The following is a 19,082-nucleotide window of genomic DNA, read 5'->3' on the forward strand; positions in this document are numbered from 1 at the left end:
AAATCTCGAAGGCTACTTGCCATTTCTTCTCGAATCGTATAGATAACTTCAGCTTTTATGAAAGGATATTCAGCATGAATTCTTTCAGTGAGTCTTGAGGTTTCTAATACTTTTTTGGCTCTGTTGCCATATTTGCTTACTAAATGCTTACAGATATCTTCATCGAGTTTATATATATTTTGAATATTTTTCCATTCTTCAAAATTATAGTTTTCTCCGCCAATCAAATAATGTTGCTCGGTCTTGCATTCGAGTTCTTCATTTAAAATCTTACACGCCTCATCAATTGTATCCTTGGCCATTAGGCGATAAGTAGTCCATTTTCCACCTAAAAGACTTAATAGATTAGATTTTTCGTCATATTCTACTTCATGATCACGGACAAGTTTTTTTGTGGATTTTGAGCCAGAAGATGCGATAAGTGGGCGTAATCCACCAAAACCTGATTTAATTGCGGATTTAGCAGGGACCTTTGCCAAATATGGTCGGAGCGTATCGAGTAAAAAATCTATTTCTTGTTCAACTAGAATAGGTTCTTTCTCTAAATCACGGTATTCGTCATCGGTAGTACCTACCATAACTTCCCCTTCAAACGGAATAACGAAAATTACGCGTCCATCTTTTGTTTTGGGTATTAGCATAGCATCTTTGCTATTCAAAACTTCGGCCGGAAGTATCATATGCACACCTTTGCTTGGTCTGAGGCGTTTTTCTTGCTCAACATTTGCTAAGAGTCTGATGCTATCGGCGTGAGGTCCTGTACAATTGATGAAGAGTTTGGCATTGATAGTATAATTCTGATCGGAAAGATTATCGGATACCGTAGCAGCTAAAAGTTTGCCTGTGTTATCTTTTTCGAAGCCCGTGAGTGTAGCATGATTAACAACGGCAGCTCCAGCTTCATCGGCCGAATGAGCTAAGGCCAAACAATATCGAGCATCGTCCAGCTGCCCATCATAATACATCACCGAGCTATGTAATTTTGATGTCAGCGTAGGAATATGTTCAAAAGTTTCTTTTTTATTCAGCCATTGGGCTTTTGGCATCGAATCGTTTTTGGCAAAGAATCCGTAGATAGTTAGGCCAATTTTGAAGTAAAATCCCTCAAACCAGCTAAATACTGGAGTGATTAGTGCCAAAGGATTTGCCAAATGTGGTGCATTTCGAATAACGGTATGACGTTCTTCGAGGCCATGTTTTACTTGTCGAAGCTGTGCAAAATCTAAGTTTTTAAAGGCTTGCTCGAGATACCTTACCCCACCATGAATCAATTTTGTAGATTTAGACGATGTTTCTGCTGCGAAATCCTCTTTTTCAATCAAGGCAACTTTAAAACCTCTAAGTGCGGCATCAAGGGCACAGCCTGCACCACTTGCTCCAGCACCAATGATGCAAATGTCAAAATATTCGTTTTTTAGTCTTTCGAGGTTTTTTGCTCTGTTCATGAATCGTTGTATGTAATACTAGCTCAACTTGTATTACTTAAATTTTTCTAAATGATAGGCGAAAATAATATTTATTTTTTATAGGTTTAGTACTTTTTTAAATTACTTTCAGATGCTTGCTTTTTGGTGTGATCTAGCATTTGGGTTTTGCCTTAAAAATAAGGAGTGGTATAATTTTTGCTATCTGCCTGATCATCTTGCATTTTCCTGTAAATCGTTTCTTTTTGTTTAATTATTAGCTGCAACTTCTGATTCGGCTGTAATTATTAGGTATTGGTATATTTTTTGCTAAACATTGTTGAAATCCATATAAAATAAGCTTTAAAAGTCCCCCCTATAAATAACCCCGTTTAATAAGTATTTACTTTTTGAGTCTAAAATTGTTTTAAGCAATTAGATATTTCTCTTGCTGTGTTTAAGCCAAAATCGTATTCAAATTTTTATTATTTATAAATCCGTTAAACACCCGTATTCATCTATGAAAAAGATCATTTTCGCAATTGCACTTCTTAGTGGAATCTATGGTGAGTCATATTGCCAAACCACCTCACATGATGTCAGTATAGTTATTCCTGCAGTAACAATGATTCGAATCAGTCCGACTACTGGTAATACTAAAACCTTGACCTACTCAGCACCTACCACAGCCGGAGATCCCATTACTGGAGCGGTAGCAACTGGTGCCGATTTATACCTTCAGTATTCCTCAATAATGGGTTCGGCAGTTACCGATCGTAAGATTTATGTAACTGCTGCCACATCCTCAACGCTTGTAAATGGCTTAAATGTTAAAGTAGCAGCAGCAACTCCTTCATCTGGTACTGGTGTAGTGGGTACAACAACTGGTGCACAGGTTGTATTGGCTCCAAATCAGACTTTAGCTTCTGGTACCACTGTCAAAGTTTTAGACGGCATTACAAGCTGTTATACCGGAACTGGTGCAACTGACGGCAGTTTACTTACTTATACTTCTGATGTTTTACCAGCTACACTAAGTTCGGCTCAATATGGTGCACTTAGAGCTGGAACTTACACATTAACAGTGACCTATACACTAGCCGATAACTGATAAGTGTTTATATTCTAGAAATTATGCTATTAGGTTTAGGTAGAATTGTTAGCTAAGCCACATAGCCGTATATGTGTGCGACTAAAACATTCAACTCTGCAATGAAAAAAAGTTTATTTACTGCTTATTTATTCTTGCTCTTTTTTAGTTCGGTAGAAGCATTAGGAACGATTATAGTTTTAAATGGACTTACACATCAGTATTCAAGTAGTATTGGGAGTGTGATTACAGGCAGAATAAAACTAAAAAATGATGGAAATTCGACTGAAAAGTTTGTGGCATATAAGCAAGATATGTTATTCTATTGTGGTAAAAATGAGGTTTTTTCTGCTACTGAGGGCCATGGTAGAAGTCTTAAAAATTGGCTCAAGACAAGTATCGATGAAAGAGTACTGACAGCCGGTGAAGAATATGATTTGACCTACACCATAAATATACCTCGCCAGACAGATACGAAAGGTACATATTGGGTGGTAATTATGATTGAACCAGGAGAGCCAGTTTCAAGGACTGAAAAAACTGGCTTAAATATCACATCAAAAGTAAGGTATGCCGTGCAGATACTGGTTGATGTAGGCACTTTTGAATCGCCCAAAATGACTTTTGAGGATGTAAACTTGAAGAAATCACAAATTTCTTCTCGACTAGTTGAAGTACAGCTCAAAAACGAAGGCCAATTTGCAGTTCGTACAAAACTGCAATTAGAAATATACAATGCACAAGGTCAGAAAATTAAGACCCTAGAAACCCATTCTCGCCGAGTATTTCCGGAAAAATGCAGCAATTTCGAAATCGAAGTAAGTGATTTACCGAAAGGTAAGTATGATGGCGTGTTGGTGGCAGATAACGGAAAAAATCTTGTAGGCTCAAATCTAACGATTGAAATTGAGTAATAAAATATTTTTAGACTTCTAATGAATACCTCATTAATATCTCTGTGAAGGTCTTTGCCCATATATTATTATTTGTAATAATTTCTTTTGGCTGCTTAGGACAAGGGGAATTGCAAATAAACATGCTAAATTTTCCAAAAACAACTTCACCTGGCTCTCATTTTAATCTTATTTTTGAAGTAAAAAGCCCAATTAAATTACAAGAACCTGTTATAGTTTCGGTTGGTGTACCTGCCTATTGGCAGATACTTTTTAAGAAAGAACCACAAAATTTTATTAATCAAACAAGCCTCAAATATATCTATACTGTCATTTCGCCTAAATTTACTGTGGCTGGAAACTTTACACTCTATATCTATGCAAAGAGAAAAAATGGGGCAATTTTATCAAAGAAACTCATAATTGATGTAATAAAGTTCAGAAAATTAGAAATAGCCCCGGTTACTGTGCCAGAATATGTTAAAGAAGGGGACACCTTAAATCTAGAATATCTGATACATAATTTAGGTAATACTCGTGAGATGGTTAAACTTAAAAGTATTGATGGTCAAATATTTTTAAATAGAGATTCATTAAGTATTAATCCGAACGAATCCGTCAAGGTAAGGAGTACACAATTAGTAAAAGGAGGTGATAATAATTCATGGGAGATCTCCTCAGGAATAAAAGCTTATTTAAAAGATTCACTTATTCCGATACAACTCATCAATTCGATACCAGTTTATTCTACTAAAATCAAGAAAAAAGATCCATATTTGAGATTTCCAATAGAGGCTGGCGTTTGGTATACAAATTATTTACTTGGTAATAAAAATATAAATGGTATTCAGTTTGATATCAGAGGGCGTGGCTTTTTAGATTTAAAATCAAAACACTTTTTAGACTTTACTGCTCATGGGCCAACCAATATTGATATTCCGATTTTAGGTAGTTATGATGTATATTCGATCAATTATACTTATAAGAACCAAAATTTTGTACAACTTGGCGATTATACACTGCAGTTCAATAATCTCATGGAGTTTGGGCGATTTGGACGAGGGATACGCATTGATAATGAATATAAGAAATTTGGCTTTTCGGGATTTTATATGCAGCCAAGGTTTTTTAATGAACAAAGAGAGACATTCGGTGGAAGTTTTTTTCTCAAACCAAACACAAAGTATAGATTTTCTATTGATTATATGTCAAAGTATTTGGTTAGAAGAGACAGAAGCTTCTGGTCAAATCTAATAGGGGTTTCTTCGAAGTTTCAAGGGAAAATCCTCAATTGGGAAACAGAAGTAGTAGGAAACAAGGTAGCTCAACAATATGATTATGGTGTATTCAATAGGTTTTTGATTCAATTAAAGAGATTACAAGTGCACAGCGATTTTATTTACGCTGGAAAGGATTTTTATGGGTATTACAACAATAGTTATTTATTGGTTAACAATGTTTCCTTTGCAATAAATAAGCAATTAAATGTTGGTGTTGGAAATAATATAACTCAAGTTAATCCAAGTTTAGATGCGATCAATTTTAATACTTCTCCCTTTAATTCAAGTTTACAAGCATTTACTAGTTTTCAGTTTAATAAAGTGAGTAATTTGATGCTGAGTTATGTTATACAAGAAAGGGAGGATAGATTCGAACCCAAGAAGTTTCATTTCAAACAGAGTTTTGCACGTATTTCTTATAATCTAAATGCACCTAAACTAATTATTTGGTATGAAGGTAGGTTTGGCACAGCCCAAAATCTCTTACAAAATAATGATTCAAGTATACCAAGGCAGTCGATAGGAAATTCACTGCAACCTCAAGTGCGAGTTTTTCCTTGGATGTGGATTGGTACGATAGCTGAACATCAAAGAACAAGCAGGTTTTCGGCCGAAAATGCTCTAACAGATTTGTTTTTTTATGGAGGCTCAATGAAAATTATTGTGGGCGAAAAATTAAACGTTAATTTCTTATACAGAAATAATTATGCACCCGATGAGCTTATTGAAAATAGAAGTTTAGTAGATTTATCAATAGGACTGAGATTAAAAAATCATAATTTTAACCTGACAGCCGGCCAAAACTTTATACCCAATCTTTCTGCAGATTTTCAGAAAACTACCTATTTATCCCTAAAATATACTTTACGAATTAATGCACCGATTGTCAGAAATAAAAATCTAGGAAATATCAGAGGGCAGGTGGTAGGTTTATATAGAGTAAATAATTATAAGGGAGTATTGGTAAAGTTAGGAGATAAACGTATAATGACTGACGAGAATGGATTCTTTTCGTTCAATAAGCTAGTGCCAGATAAATATTTCTTAGAAATTGATAAAAGCAGCATGCCATTTGGGGTTATTACGAATGTAAAAACACCGATGGAAGTAAATTTAATGGCCAATAGTACTTCAAATATTAAGATAGAATTATTAAGAACCGGCGGTTTGGAAGGCAAAGTTGTTTTTGAAGAAGGCAACAAATTAGCAGCAACTTATGCCGAAAAACCAAAGGTAATCGTAAAACTTTTTAATGAAACAGAAAGCTTTGTAAGCCAGCTCGATGAAAGTAATAAATTTTCTTTTAAAGAAATAAAACCAGGAACTTACCAAGTTTTGGCAACTTTATCAGAAAATCAGGAGAGGTTTTCTGTAGTAAATGCTCAACAAAAAGTTGAAATTATTGTCGATAAAATTAAGAAAACAGAGTTTGGGGTTCGTCCGGTCGAACGCAAAATCGAATTTGTTCCAAAAACTTTTAAACTCGTCGACAAAACCGGAAATGAAAATAAAACAGCAAATCCAATTATATTAAGCAAAGAGCCGAAAAAAGATATTTCTGAACCTGTTTCGGTTATTCAGAAACCAAAAGAGAATAAAACTTCTAAAGTATTGAAAGCTGAGCCCATAAGCCTTATACCCAAAAAAGGGGTAAATTTTATAAAATTAAATGTAAATCTAAAACTTCAGCTACAAAACCGAATAGTTAGTTACAAAAAAATAAAAGCCGAAGATATTGGTATTAATCGCACTTCGAGTATCAATCCGGTTTATAAACCGACAATAAGTGTTGCTTCTAATATAAATGAATAATGAAGAAAAATGTGCTCATACTCTTAATGAAGCTTTCCTATTTTACATGCAACGCCCAGACCTCGGGCAATGCTTCTGTAGGTTTTACTTTGAGTAACGTAGCACGTATAAGCATTGCATCAAGTGGTAGCAGTACACTTACATTGGCAAGCCCCTCAACAGCTGGTTCAAGTATAAATACCTCTATCAATGATGAAACAAAATGGCTAAATTTTACTTCGGCCGTAGCAAGTGGTGTTAGTAGAAGGATTGAAGCAAACATATCGTCTGGTTCTGTACCAAGTGGTTTACAATTAAAATTAGGCTTAAACGCTGCCGTTGGTGGCGGCGGAACTTTAGGCACCATAGTAGCGAGTACGGCCAGCCCAATAACGCTTGGTTCGGCAGTAATTGTATTGAATAATATCACTGGTGCTTACACCGGTGTGGGTGTCGGAAGCGGATTTAGGTTGAGATATACAGTCAGTATTTCGAATTATGGATTATTGAGAAGTGGGACAAATGTTGTTCAGATTACTTATACACTAATTGATAATTAAATTATGATGAAGACTGGATTTCTTATTTTTTTACTAGCAATAAGTTTGGTATCCCAAAGCCAATCTATATCAGTGAGTGGAAACTGGCTTCCAACTATAACTGCCATTTCTACTACCGGAAGCGATTATTCCCCCAGCTCGATTACTAGTGCAGCTAATCAGACATTGATAACTGCAAGCGGTTTAGGTTCTTTGCTAGTAGCAAAAAATTATCGAATTACTGTTAGTAGGACTGCTACTGACTGGCACAATAATCTGATACTTACGGCACGCAGAACCGGCTCAGGCACGCCCAGTTTATTAAGTTCTGTAAGTGCTTCGGGAGGTACTACTGCCCAAACTATTACAAATATTTCTAGTGCTTTTTTTACGATAAATGTCAGCTTTTTGAGTCTTGGCGGTATTAGTCTTAGTAATATTCCGATTGAATATGGGTTAAGTGGAATATCCGTGATTTTACCTGTGAAAACCTATAGCACAACGATTACTTATACAATAGTTGAATTGTAATTATTGAAATTTAAAAAATAGTTTCGTAAATTTCTTGAATCTCTTCAACACCATTAGTGATTTTTACAACGTAGCTCAACATCTCTATTTCAAATGTATTTTTGTAAGCCAAAGACATTTTTTCAATAAACTCCTCAACTGCTTCGGCTTTTACCAAATTAATTGTGCAGCCGCCAAATCCGCCACCCATCATTCTGGCTCCAATGACACTATCGAGATTGATTGAGTGTTCCACTAAAAAATCGAGTTCAGTGCAACTTACTTCATAATCTGTACTCAAACCTTCGTGAGTTTCATACATTTTTTTGCCGAATGTAGTCAAATCTCTATTTTCGAGAGCTTTGCATGCTACACTCACTCGTTCGATTTCTTCAACAACGTACTTACAGCGTCTGTAAACAATGGGCGATAATTTATCAGCCTGGCTACGCAACATTGGCATACTTACATCTCTTAGGCTTTCTACCTGTGGAAATGCCAATTGAATGATGCGAATACCTTCTTCACATTCCCCTCTCCGTTGATTATATTCGCTATCGCCAAGGTTATGTTTTACTCCAGTATTGCACAAAACGAGTGAATATTCAGGAAAATCAAAAGGGAAATATTCAAAACTTAGGTCTTGGCAATCAAGTTTTATGACAGAATTTGCCTTGCCATGTATAGAGGCAAACATATCCATAATACCACATTTAACTCCGGCATACTTGTGTTCGGCTTGTTGGGCAATTAGAGCTAGCTCAAGTTTTGATAAACCTAACTCAAATAGATTATTAAGTGCAAACCCCATACCACTTTCGACTGCAGCCGAGGATGATAAACCTGCACCCAAAGGAACATCTCCGCCAAAAACTAGATTAAATCCAGTATTGATTTCTTTGCCTTGATCAAAAATTTCGGCCAAAACTCCAATCAAAAAATTTGCCCAGCTTTTTTCTGATTTATGGATATTATCTAGAGAAAATTCGTAAGAATCATCTAGATCATTTGCAAATAAGATGCATCTTTTGTCATCTCTGGCTGAGATTGCGAAGTATATGGCTTTATCGATTGCCGCGGGTAATACGAAGCCATTGTTGTAGTCTGTATGTTCACCAATTAAATTTATTCGGCCGGGTGCTCTCACTAAAAGCGATGGTGTAGCATCAAAATGCTCTTTGAATTTTTTGGTTAAAATAGCGTTCATCATTATATCAAAATAAATGGGCAGCTTGAACTATGGTAGGCAATTAACCTTGTGAAATAATAGTCCACGAATGCTTATAAAAAAGAAAGCCCCAAGAAACTTAGGGGCTTCTACGAATGTTTTGTTAACTTAATCACTTTCTTTCTACTATATCCAAAGCTACTATATTTTTTTTATTTGATTTAAAATTAGTTAACCTACAAATGCCTCCAGTTTTATGTGCAATCGTTTGACTATCAATATTATTTACTGTTCATACGATTGCAAAGCATTGCACATAAATGAGTTTTGTATGATTTTAAGAAAATATATAAAATTCTACGGTGTAATTTTAAAAGTTCGAATTCGCTGCTGGTTTATTCCAAAGAAAGCATGTCCTTGTATTACTAATGTTGAACGTAAATCTCCTTGTATATTAAGCCCAGAAAGATGTTGGGGTATGCTTACAAATTCGCCTTTGCCGTTGCCTTTCAACACTAAACCGTAGTTGGCATCGTACTTGCCAAATTTCAAACGAGCTTTGTTTAAGTTTCCTCCTAAAATTAAATCTTTATTGCCATCATTATTATAATCAAAAGTGCTTACAGTAAAAATTGGTGCATACTGCACTTCGACTGGCAGTGGTTTTTCTTCAAATTTTCCGTTTTTATTAAGAGCCAATAATACCGTTTTCAAACAATTGGCTTCAAGTTTTTTAGCATCCTTTAGCTCATCTTCACCAAAAACATCGGTCAATGTCGCATTCGAATAACTTTCATAGGTAGTAAATTTGGGGCGTTTGATAGGTACTTGTTCCAGTAATTCATCACGCGTTACAAAAGGATAACTTTTACCTTGAATGTATGTACATAAAATCGGGTCTATGCTTCCGTTATCATCAAAATCTTTATAATAGAGCTCAACTGGTTGTTTGTCGCTTGCTTTAGCTTGGCTATTCAAGCCTAAATTTCCGACTAATAATTCTGGTAAACCATCGCCGTTTAAATCTTCGACGCTTAGTTTATTCCACCACCCACTTAGTTTTTTATCAAAATACTTATCGGTTTTATTGGTCAAACCGCTACTTTCATTTTCAAAAATCGTTATGGGCATCCATTCTCCAACGATTACCAATTCTTGTTTTTTATCATTATTCAAATCAACAAAGGCTGCATCGCTAACCATACCAATATTTTTTAGCTCTGTAGGTGTATTTTCTTTAAATTGCCCCTTGCCATTATTGATTAACACATAACTACGGGGAATGTTTGGATATTTACCAACCGAAACTCGGCCACCTACAAAAAGATCAGGCTTTGAATCATTATTTAGATCGGCCACTCGCACGCAACCTGTGCTAGTGAGCATAGAGGGTAGGGCAGAAGGACTCAGCGTAAACTCGCCTTTACCATTATTCAAAAACAATTGATCTTGTAGATTCGGATCGTTTTCGGTGAAATTACCATAGCCACCATAAGCCACATAAACATCTTGGAAACCATCGCCGTTGGCATCAAAGAATATGGCATCGCTTACATCAGCATTTGGGTTAGAAGGGAAAGGTTTCTTAAAGAATTGTAAAGAAGAACCGCTCGACTGGATGTGTATTTCGCTACCCTTTCCGTAGCTTCCACCTACGAATATATCTTCTAACCCATCTTTATTTACATCACCTTTAACCATTATCGGACTGATGAATGACTGAGAATTAGTCAGTAAAGGTTGTCTTTTGAAATCGTTAGATGAGGTTTGGTTTTGAACTGAAACGATAGGCGAAGTTATTTCTGTAAAAATTGTTTTGTTTTGAATATTTGAATTTTGTTTTGCAGAGGCATTTTTTTCTTCCAAAATTAAAGTTTGATTCGCTTGAACGTTGCTCAAAACTTGGCTTTTATCCGAGTTCCAAACTACTTTTACAGAGTCTATCTTGGTGTTTTTTCCAAGTCCAAAATTAAGGGTAAAACTAACATTTGATTGATAACCACGAGTGGGCATTTGCTCTTGGTATTGAGTATTTCCTTGGGCATAAAGATAAACTTTCGCTCCGATACCCATTTTATTGCCGTTTTCGCCATTAAGTTTTATTTTCAAAAACTGATTACCGAGCTTGTTGTTGGCTTCGTTTTGATAAATGAATGCCGGTGAGTTAATATTATTGACTACTAAATCTAGATCTCCATCATTATCCAAATCGGCATAAGCTGCTCCGCTACTATTCGATTGCTCACCCATGCCCCAGTTGGTTGTTTGGTCTTTAAAGTTTAGCTTTCCGTTATTTCTGAAAATGTAGTTTTTTACATTTGATGAAGGCATTTTCTGTACCAATTCGAGCACATCAGTTCGTTGAAAACCACCTTGTTTGGTGGCCATGAAATCGTCCATGTATTTTAAGAAATCAAGATTTGTGTAGTCGTGTAAATAGCCGTTGGTGATATACAAATCTTTCCAGCCATCGTTGTCATAATCGGCAAAAAGTGCTGCCCAGCTCCAATCGGTGTTAGAGATGCCCGAAATCTGTCCAATTTCACTAAAAGTTCCATTTCCGTTGTTGAGTTGGAGCATATTTCGCATATATTGATAATGAAATCCCGATCTAACGCCCAAATCAAATTTGTCGTAATTATCAGGCGACATCAGTAATTTCTGGCGTCGGTTATCTTCGGGAAGCATATCGAGTGTGAAAATGTCGGGAAGTTGGTCGTTGTTTATATCGGCCACATCATTTCCCATCGAGAAATTAGAAGTATGGCCGATTTGCTCGTGACTTACTTCTCTGAAACTTCCCTTTTGATCGTTAATGTAGAGGCGGTCTGGCACGGCATAATCATTACTTACATAAATATCTGGCCAGCCATCTTGATTGAAATCTGCGATTCCTGCTCCCAAACCATATGACAATGCCGAACTTTGAATACCCGCTTGACGAGTTATATCTCGGAAAAAGCCTTTATCGTTTTTATAAAACCTTGATCCACTGATGGCATCATCGACTTTGATGAGAGCTGCTGTGCGGGCTTCGTCGAGAACGGGTAGTGATTTTATGTTATGATTGAGCAAAAACATATCTAAATCGCCATCTTTATCGGCATCGAAGAAGTACGCGTTTGTGCTTGATGCGGGGCTATCGAGTCCAAATTTTGCTGCTTGTTCCACAAAAGTTGGAATTCCGTTGGCATTATTTCCTTGATTGATGAAGAGTTCGTTGGTTTTCTTTTCGGGTTGCAGATTACCAGAGTGGCACACGTAAATATCAAGTCGCCCGTCGGCATTAATATCTACCATCGTTGTTCCTGTTTTCCAAGGTCCTTCTCTACCTGCTACACCTGCCTGAGTAGTTATATCCTGAAACTGCATCTTACCTTTATTTAGATACAATTTGTTTTGCTGCATGTTGCTCGTGAAATAGAGGTCTTCGAGTCCGTCGCCATTTACATCTCCAACTGCAACCCCACCACCATTATAAAAATACTCATACATCAATACGTTGGTGTTTAGGCCTTCGTTGATGACATTCTGAAAATCGATATTGGTTTTATCGGCAAAGAGCAATGTGAAAATTGGATCTTGTTTTTCTTCTTCATCTGAAGCACTTTCGTCAGATGAAGATTTATTACAGGAAGTAAAAAATATGCTTAAAAGTAGTAGGTATGCAATGGTCGAAATTTTCATTTTTAGGTCATAAACCTCCAGCAAGGAGAAAAAATATAAGTTTGTTATTATAAAACAAATATACAAAGTTGTGTTGTGATAGAAGCACGTAGCCAAAAAATAAAAAAGGGTAGCCAAAAGTTTTTATACTTCTGACTACCCTTTTTTTGCTAATAAATATTAGTATCCAGGGTTTTGAACTAATTTATTATTACGGTTCATCTCATCGCGATGAATTGGTAAGAAATAAATCTTATCATCCCAGTTACGGTTTTCTTTACCTGGGTCAATTTTTCCAACAGTGTAAGAATAATCATAACTTGTTGGGTCGTATTTATAAATTGGCATAGTTTTACCTGCTTTCAAAGTACCTTTTACTACAATAATACTTGCTTTGCGGCCAAGTGTTGTAGGAGCAATCATCCAGCGGCGTGCATCGTGGTAGCGTTGTTCTTCAAATACCATTTCGATACGGCGTTCGTTACGATAACGTTGACGTAAAGCATCACCCGAATCGGTAATTGCAGGCATACCCGCACGGAAACGAATCTGATTCAACCATCTTCTCGCTTCAACGTCTTCGCCAAGTTCGATACAAGCCTCAACATAGTTGAAAATTGCCTCTGTATAGCGTAAGAAAGGCCAAGGAATTTGCTGCCAAGAGTTTTGGTCAACTAAACCAGGGTTCGGGTCTGTAAATTTACGCATGTAATAGCCAGTGTAGCTACCATTCCAGTCTTCGATGCTACTCTTACGAGTATCTAAACCAAAGTGTACTCTTTTTGTACTACCTGAAGTAACTTCATATTCACCAGTTTGAATTTGGTTGGCAGGGTCAAGCGGAGCTGCACTTGCCGAACGAGGTTTCCAAGGCGAGCCTTCGTATAAAATCGATGATCTCATACGTGGGTCACGATTATCATATGGAGCTTTCGCATGTTCAGGCTTATTCCAGTCGAATTTCGTTCCGTCCATCATTTCATAATCATCAATTAATTCTTGGATTGGCGTATTTCCAGCCCAGTTATTATAGCCATTTGGTCCATTAAATAAACCTACACGTCCACCATCTTCGTTCTTGCTTTGGATAAAAAATCTACCGAAGATAATTTCGTTTTGACCACCGTTTCTTCCTAATGACTGATTAATGTAATTAGTTGATGCTTGGTCAGCCGAAACAGGGGCAGTAAGTCCTAATTGGAATCCAAATCCTGGTAAGTCTAAAACTGCTTTAGCGGCAGCTTTTGCTTTTTGCCAGCGTTCAGTACGGCTACCGCTCACAAAGCCCATCAATTCTGGTTTTCCGAAAGCAGCCATTGCTTTAGATTTTGCTTTGGCAGTTGGTACATCATATAAATCGCTGGCTGCGTAAATCAACATACGAGATTTTAGAGCTAAGGCAGACGCTTTAGTTGCACGACCTTTTTGGAGTGATTTTCCATCAAGTAATACGGCTGCTTCATCGAGGTCTTTTACGATAAAGTTTAAGCATTCTTCGAATGTATTACGAGCAGTCAAGAAATCAGTATCTGTCAGAGCAAACGCTTTGTCAACGATTGGCACGCCACCGTAGTAGCGAACTAATTGATGATAAAAATAAGCTCTCATAAATTTAGCTTCTCCCTTCAATCGGTCAACGATATTGTTTGTATTTGGGAATTGAGGCTTTTCTAAGTTTTTCAGGGCAAGATTACAAGCTCTGATACGCGAATACATATTTCCCCAGCTTAAAGTACCATTAATCCAACCTGGATCGGCAGGGTTACTTCTACCTTCGGTGATGGTTGTGATACCTCTACCAGGGTGTGTAAAAATGGTTTCATCTGTCAAGGAAGCCAGCATTTGCTCATTGAACCCACCAACACCTAAGCCACCATATAATTCGCTTACAAAAGCTTCGGCCAAAGCCGCATCTCCCCAAACTACGTTTTCAGATAATTGGTCGAGTGGTTTTGTATCTACAAAGTCATCGTTACAGCTAATCGTAAAAAACGAAACTGCAAAGAATGACAAAATTATTTTTTTATACATTTTCATTTTTTTATTAATTAAAATTTAACGTTTATGCCTAAGTTAATTACTCTTGATTGAGGATAGTACTGACCAGTTGTACTCGCTGTTTCTGGGTCAAATACTTTCAATTTGTCAATCGTAAACAAGTTGACACCATTTGCATAGATTCTCATGCTACTGAAACCTACCTTTTTACCAATAGTTTCAGGAATTGAATAGCCTAACTCAAAGTTTTTTAAACGCATATAATCTGAACTTCTCAACCAATAAGTGTTATTATTTGAGTAATATTGGTCAGAGCGGTTGGCGATACGAGGGTGAACATCGCTTGGGTTATCGATTGTCCAACGGTTTTGATAAATATCAAGCAAGTAGTTACCGATATTTCCCATTTCACCTGCACTTACGTATTGTTTTGCACCCGCAGCACCTTGAATCAAGATTGTCAAGTCAAAGTTTTTGTATTGAGCTCCCAGATTGATACCACCTTGGAAAAGAGGAAGGGTTGTGTTATCAGTTCTAACCATATCATCTGGTGTAATTTTACCATCGCCGTTATAATCTTTGTACTTCATATCTCCAGGGCGAAGCTCTTTTACAATTGCCGAGTAATCAATTCCACGAGCATCAATGGCAGCTTGGTCTTTAAATACACCATCATAAAGGTAAGCCATGAAAGTATTCATTGGGCGGCCAGTAGTTCTTTGCCATTCAGGAGCACCAGGAGCTTCATCCCAGAAATCGATTCTGTTTTTTGCATAACCACCGTTTACGCTTACGTTATATTTGAAATCGCCACTTTGTCCACGGTACCCAACGTTGAAATCAAAACCACGGTTTGAAACTTCACCAAAGTTTTGTGCAGGAAGCGTAATACCCGTTGATTGCGGCACTGAAGCATTTTTGAACCAAAGGATTTTTGAACGCTTGTTCACAAAATAATCCATTTCAAAACTGATTTTACCGTTGAATAATTGTCCTTCTAAACCAAAGTTTGAGTTAGAAGCAACCTCCCAAGTAATGTTTTCGTTTGGAAGACGAGTTTCAAACAATGTTTTTTGCTCGGCATCACCTAAGATATAACTACGGAATCCGTATGTTGATAAGTACTGATAAGTAGCAGGGGTGTTAGAGTTAGGAAGGTTTACTTGGTCGTTTCCAAGTTGCCCCCATGAACCTCTCAATTTCAAGAAGCTAATAAATGAAAGGCTCTTCATGAATTTCTCTTCTGACATTACCCAACCTGCCATTACGCCCGGGAAGAAACCATAACGTGTTGCTTTCGGGAAACGGTCAGAACCATCATATCTCCATAAGAATTCAGCCAAATATTTTTCTTTGAAATTATAAGCTACACGACCAAAATAGTTGATACGAGCAGTTTCATAACCACCACCACCGTTGTTTCTTTCTAAATCACCACCCGCAAACATTTGGTCAAGAGCAGGAGAGATGAAATAACGACGGAATGCATTGAAGTTATTTCCTTTGATAGTTTCAGTATTTGTTCCAGCCAAAACTGTAAGACCATGATTTCCAAATGTACGTTCGTAAGTCGCAACAGTACCGAGTAAAATATTCAGTTGGTCGTCATATGATTGGTTTAAGTTTGGTTCAGCGGGGCCACGTTTACTTGCAACAAGCTTAGGAGTTGTGCCATCTGCCTCAAAGCCTGATCCTTGTTGGTAGAGTGTCCACGGAATTTGCCATAATTTTCTTGTACCGATTCTTTTATCAATCGCTGCTGTTCCTGTTATTTTCAAACCTTTTACCCACGGAATTTGAATATCAAGTGATCCGTTGGTTTGAATATAATCTTGTCTTTGGCGGTCATAACCAGATAAGTCAGTAGTGATTACAACTGGGTTTTCACCGTTTTCGATATCTGGGCCAGGAAGACCATTCGGCCAGTAGGCTTGTTGTTGTGGTTTTCCACGCATTTGCATTCTGAAGATAGCACCTGCTCCACGAGTTGGGTAGTTACGTGCTTCTTCGCGACCTAAAATACCTACATTCAGATTGATGTATTTGTTAATTTTAGCGTCTAAATTCAAACGAATATCATACTGTTGGTAAGCAGTTGCCGAGTTTTTGTAATAACCATCTTGGTTTTGATAGCCCAACGATGCCAAGTATTTTACATTTTCAGTACCACCCGAAATTTGTAAATTATGTTGCGTCTGTGGCGACCACGGTTTCAAAGTAGCTTTGTACCAATCCGTATTTGGATATAACCAAGGGTCAGACCCATCAGCATATTTTTGAATATCGCTTGGAGAATAAGGTGCTTTTCTGATAGTTCCGTTCGGACGAGTGAAAGAACCTGTCGATTTGTAAGCAGCATTAGCCGCAGCCCACTCGCTTACAGGTAAACCATAAATATCGAGATCATTGAGCATGCTTACGTATTGAGCAGCATTTGTCAATTTAGGGATTACTGTTGGTTGTGAGAAACCCTGATTGGCCGAGTATGAAACTTGTGGCTTACCAGTTTTTCCACGCTTAGTAGTAATCAAGATTACACCATTGGCAGCACGAGAACCATAAATTGCCGCCGATGCATCTTTCAATACCGACACACTTTCGATGTCATTTGGGTTGATACGGTCAAGTCCACCTGCACGATTCGGAATACCATCTACTACGATGAGGGCATCACCATTGTTGAGTGTATTCGAACCACGGATACGAATTGCCGAACCATCGGCACCTGGCTCACCACTGCGGTTTACCGCAACTACACCAGCCATACGGCCAGCAATTGAATTACTAAGGTTTACAGTTGGTGACTTGATTAATTCTGAACCTTTCACTGATGCTACCGAACCTGTGATTGTTTCTTTTTTCTGTACACCATAACCTACCACAACGACTTCACCTAATGTTTTGGTATCGGTTACCATCCCTACATTAATCGTTGCACGATTGCCAACAACGATCTCCTGTGGTTCATAGCCTACAATACTGAATACCAATACTGTTTTGCTATCAGCCACATTGATCGTATACTCACCATTAGCATCTGTAGTAGTTCCTTTTTGGCTACCTTTGATGAGAATACTTACCCCTGGAAGAGCTTCTCCTTTTTCAGAATCAGTTACTTTTCCGGTAACTTTTTGCTCAAGAAACTTTCCAGAACCTTCTTTGGCAAAAGCATTCGGAACTGACAGTGCTCCTACGGCTCCGAGAAGTAGTACTACTAATGCCCGCAGAGTAAATTTTTTCATAGAAATTTTTGATTAAGGTTATTAAACATTGTGAAATAAAAATCTCTTAAAGTTATATTAAAAAATTTTAATATGTGAAGATAGAGTTAGATTATTTATAGACAAAATGGGGTCTTAATTGATAAATACGAAGTAAAAATTAGATTATTTGAATAATTTGGAAAATGCAATCGTTTGCACAAAATTATAATATTTTAACAAATATTTATCTTTTTCTTTGTGGTGTGGTGCATCCTATAAATTTTAAAAATCCATCGATTTGTATAAAAAAACTTTAGGAATGACCGCCCAAAATTGTACGTTTCGAGAAATTATGGCGGTTATATTTTTTAAGATTTATTGATAAATCTCAAATTTGCTTAACTTGCGAGAATAATCTTAATCCATTTTAATCTAAAAAAATGCAACGACATCAAGCGACCATCAAAGAAATAGCTAAAAAATTGGGGGTCTCAATTTCGACAGTTTCGAGGGCTTTGCAGAATAATACTCGTATAGGCCTTCGTACAAGAGAACGAGTATGGGAGTTGGCAAAATCAATGCATTACGTTCCAAATCCAGCGGCTATTTTCCTGAAAAAAAATCGAACTTTTACCATCGGTGTACTTTTACCTTATTTGCAAGAAGAGTTTTTTTCGATGGCTATCTCGGGGATTGAAGATGTTGCCTTAGAAAAAGGATATAATGTTGTTGTGAGTCAATCAAGAGATAAGTTTGAAAGGGAAGAAAAGGCGTTGAAGTCTTTTCTTAGTAGTAGAGTAGACGGGGTGATTGCTTCTGTAGCTGCCGAGACCAATAATTATAGTCATTTTAAAGAAGTAGAAAATTTTGGAACTCCTTTAGTATTTTTTGATCGGGTACCACGAAATCTCGAAGCCAATAAAGTTCGTTGCAGTATTACTGAAGGTGCTTTTGAAGCAATTGAGTATCTGATAAATAAAGGAGTCAGGCGAATTGCTCTCCTAAATGGACCTTCCAATCTAGAAGTATGTGACGAACGTTTGAATGGTTATTTGGCGGCAATTAAAAAATTTAATCTTGAGACTTCTCCAAAATATATTAAAGCAACAGATCTATCAAAAGATGACACTGTAATAAAAATTAATGAATTGCTTGCGTTAGCTGAGCCTCCCGAAGCTATTCTTACATTTAATGATTATGTCGCACTTTATGCAATGCAGGTATGTAAGCAAAAAGGAATTGTGCCAAATAAAGATATATTGTTTGTAAGTTTTGCCAATCTCCCTATGACTTTTTATTTAGACAATCCTCCATTGGCATCAGTCGAGCAATTTGCCTATAATTTGGGTGTTAAAGCAACTGAATTGTTGATAAATATCATTGAGAATCCATCGGAAGAAATGCCTCCTTATCAAGAAATCATTTTGAATACTAAATTGATTGTACATTAAACATGAGTCATTCCGGATTTTGTAAAGATCCTGTCAAGGGTCAAATATTGGCGGCCGACGCTCGGTAGAAAATAGTAGTTATTTCAAATT

General features: G+C 37.0%; 11 protein-coding genes. 6 read left to right on the forward strand and 5 right to left on the reverse strand.

Features of this window, described 5'->3' with window-relative positions:
- Positions 1-1,445, reverse strand: a 1,445-nt coding sequence (locus tag ACOVO2_RS11645) for a glycerol-3-phosphate dehydrogenase/oxidase (protein WP_421770139.1), incomplete at its 3' end; no start/stop codon positions are given.
- A gap of 478 nt (positions 1,446-1,923) precedes the next feature.
- On the opposite strand from ACOVO2_RS11645, the gene ACOVO2_RS11650 reads away from it, so the two are divergent.
- The 5 genes from ACOVO2_RS11650 to ACOVO2_RS11670 all read left to right on the forward strand — a co-directional run bounded on the left by ACOVO2_RS11650 (position 1,924) and on the right by ACOVO2_RS11670 (position 7,527).
- Positions 1,924-2,514 (forward strand): hypothetical protein, encoded by a 591-nt coding sequence (locus ACOVO2_RS11650; protein ID WP_421770140.1) that lies wholly within the window; start codon positions 1,924-1,926, stop codon positions 2,512-2,514.
- Between the two features lie 101 nt (positions 2,515-2,615).
- On the forward strand, positions 2,616-3,407 hold the full coding sequence (locus ACOVO2_RS11655; protein ID WP_421770141.1) for a hypothetical protein: 792 nt from the start codon (positions 2,616-2,618) through the stop codon (positions 3,405-3,407).
- A 122-nt stretch (positions 3,408-3,529) separates the two neighbouring features.
- Positions 3,530-6,478: a hypothetical protein gene (locus ACOVO2_RS11660; RefSeq protein WP_421770142.1), complete on the forward strand. Its 2,949-nt coding sequence runs from the start codon at positions 3,530-3,532 to the stop codon at positions 6,476-6,478.
- Between the two features lie 11 nt (positions 6,479-6,489).
- The gene (locus ACOVO2_RS11665) at positions 6,490-7,017 is read left to right on the forward strand and encodes a hypothetical protein (RefSeq protein WP_421770143.1); all 528 of its coding nucleotides are present in this window, start codon (positions 6,490-6,492) and stop codon (positions 7,015-7,017) included.
- A gap of 72 nt (positions 7,018-7,089) precedes the next feature.
- Entirely contained in the window at positions 7,090-7,527 is a 438-nt protein-coding gene (locus ACOVO2_RS11670; protein WP_421770144.1) for a hypothetical protein, read from the forward strand.
- Between the two features lie 10 nt (positions 7,528-7,537).
- On the opposite strand, the gene ACOVO2_RS11675 is transcribed toward ACOVO2_RS11670, so the two are convergent.
- The 4 genes from ACOVO2_RS11675 to ACOVO2_RS11690 all read right to left on the reverse strand — a co-directional run bounded on the left by ACOVO2_RS11675 (position 7,538) and on the right by ACOVO2_RS11690 (position 17,580).
- Positions 7,538-8,716: a galactokinase gene (locus ACOVO2_RS11675; protein WP_421770145.1), complete on the reverse strand. Its 1,179-nt coding sequence runs from the start codon at positions 8,714-8,716 to the stop codon at positions 7,538-7,540.
- Positions 8,717-9,031: 315 nt separating this feature from the next.
- On the reverse strand, positions 9,032-12,361 hold the full coding sequence (locus tag ACOVO2_RS11680) for a VCBS repeat-containing protein (protein WP_421770146.1): 3,330 nt from the start codon (positions 12,359-12,361) through the stop codon (positions 9,032-9,034).
- 159 nt (positions 12,362-12,520) lie between these two features.
- Positions 12,521-14,377 (reverse strand): RagB/SusD family nutrient uptake outer membrane protein, encoded by a 1,857-nt coding sequence (locus ACOVO2_RS11685; protein ID WP_421770147.1) that lies wholly within the window; start codon positions 14,375-14,377, stop codon positions 12,521-12,523.
- An 11-nt stretch (positions 14,378-14,388) separates the two neighbouring features.
- On the reverse strand, positions 14,389-17,580 hold the full coding sequence (locus ACOVO2_RS11690) for a SusC/RagA family TonB-linked outer membrane protein (protein WP_421770148.1): 3,192 nt from the start codon (positions 17,578-17,580) through the stop codon (positions 14,389-14,391).
- A 401-nt stretch (positions 17,581-17,981) separates the two neighbouring features.
- On the opposite strand from ACOVO2_RS11690, the gene ACOVO2_RS11695 reads away from it, so the two are divergent.
- Positions 17,982-18,992: a LacI family DNA-binding transcriptional regulator gene (locus ACOVO2_RS11695; protein ID WP_421770149.1), complete on the forward strand. Its 1,011-nt coding sequence runs from the start codon at positions 17,982-17,984 to the stop codon at positions 18,990-18,992.
- Positions 18,993-19,082: the final 90 nt, after the last annotated feature.

It is taken from the genome of Emticicia sp. (assembly GCF_049241225.1).
GTDB lineage: Bacteria > Bacteroidota > Bacteroidia > Cytophagales > Spirosomataceae > Emticicia.

Coding starts and splice junctions, on each gene's coding strand:
- ACOVO2_RS11650 (WP_421770140.1), top strand. CDS start 1,924: ATGAAAAAGATCATTTTCGCAATTGCACTTCTTAGTGGAATCTATGGT.
- ACOVO2_RS11655 (WP_421770141.1), top strand. CDS start 2,616: ATGAAAAAAAGTTTATTTACTGCTTATTTATTCTTGCTCTTTTTTAGT.
- ACOVO2_RS11660 (WP_421770142.1), top strand. CDS start 3,530: ATGCTAAATTTTCCAAAAACAACTTCACCTGGCTCTCATTTTAATCTT.
- ACOVO2_RS11675 (WP_421770145.1), bottom strand. CDS start 8,716: ATGATGAACGCTATTTTAACCAAAAAATTCAAAGAGCATTTTGATGCT.
- ACOVO2_RS11680 (WP_421770146.1), bottom strand. CDS start 12,361: ATGAAAATTTCGACCATTGCATACCTACTACTTTTAAGCATATTTTTT.
- ACOVO2_RS11685 (WP_421770147.1), bottom strand. CDS start 14,377: ATGAAAATGTATAAAAAAATAATTTTGTCATTCTTTGCAGTTTCGTTT.
- ACOVO2_RS11690 (WP_421770148.1), bottom strand. CDS start 17,580: ATGAAAAAATTTACTCTGCGGGCATTAGTAGTACTACTTCTCGGAGCC.
- ACOVO2_RS11695 (WP_421770149.1), top strand. CDS start 17,982: ATGCAACGACATCAAGCGACCATCAAAGAAATAGCTAAAAAATTGGGG.